This is a genomic window from Rhizobium sp. YJ-22 (assembly GCF_029601685.1).
Classification (GTDB): Bacteria; Pseudomonadota; Alphaproteobacteria; order Rhizobiales; family Rhizobiaceae; genus Metarhizobium.
Window position 1 is genome coordinate 324,146 of the sequence record NZ_JARRIR010000003.1, and the last position, 496, is coordinate 324,641.

Annotated in this window: 2 pseudogenes; both read left to right on the forward strand. The window is 70.2% G+C overall.

Features of this window, described 5'->3' with window-relative positions:
• Positions 1-177: pseudogene (locus tag P7F60_RS09495) on the forward strand (plasmid partitioning protein RepA); the annotation flags it as partial.
• Positions 174-496, forward strand: a pseudogene (locus P7F60_RS09500) (plasmid partitioning protein RepB); the annotation flags it as partial. The pseudogenes P7F60_RS09495 and P7F60_RS09500, both read left to right, overlap by 4 nt.

The window sequence follows — 496 nt, forward strand, 5'->3', positions numbered from 1 at the left end:
TTGCCGACGGCGGTGGAATCGACGGCGGTGGAGGCGGCGGGGCTCGCCAAGCGCAGCCTCTACGAGCTGGAAATGGGGCAGGTCGGCCGCGACACCCATCGCCGCGCCCGCGAGGCGATGGACGCGGTCAACGAGGCGATCCTCGATCTCGTGCGCACCAGTTGGGGCCGCTCATGACCAAGTCGAAGAAATCGATCATCGCCAATTTCGGCCTGCTGGCGACACCGGCGCCCGAGACGAAATCGCAGGAGCCGCCGCTCTCCGCCCCCCTGCCGCGTGTCGGCGCCGGGGTCATTGGGGCTGCGCAGCGCTCGATCGGCGAATTGCGCGACGAGCGCGACCGGCTGAAGGCGCTGGTGGAATCCGGGGCCGGCGGGGCGAGCACGCTCGATCCCGCGCTGATCGACCCCTCGCCCTTCCCCGACCGCCTGCCGGATGACGGCGAGGCCGATTACGCCGTCTTCCGGCGGATGATCGAGGAGGAAGGGCAGAAGGT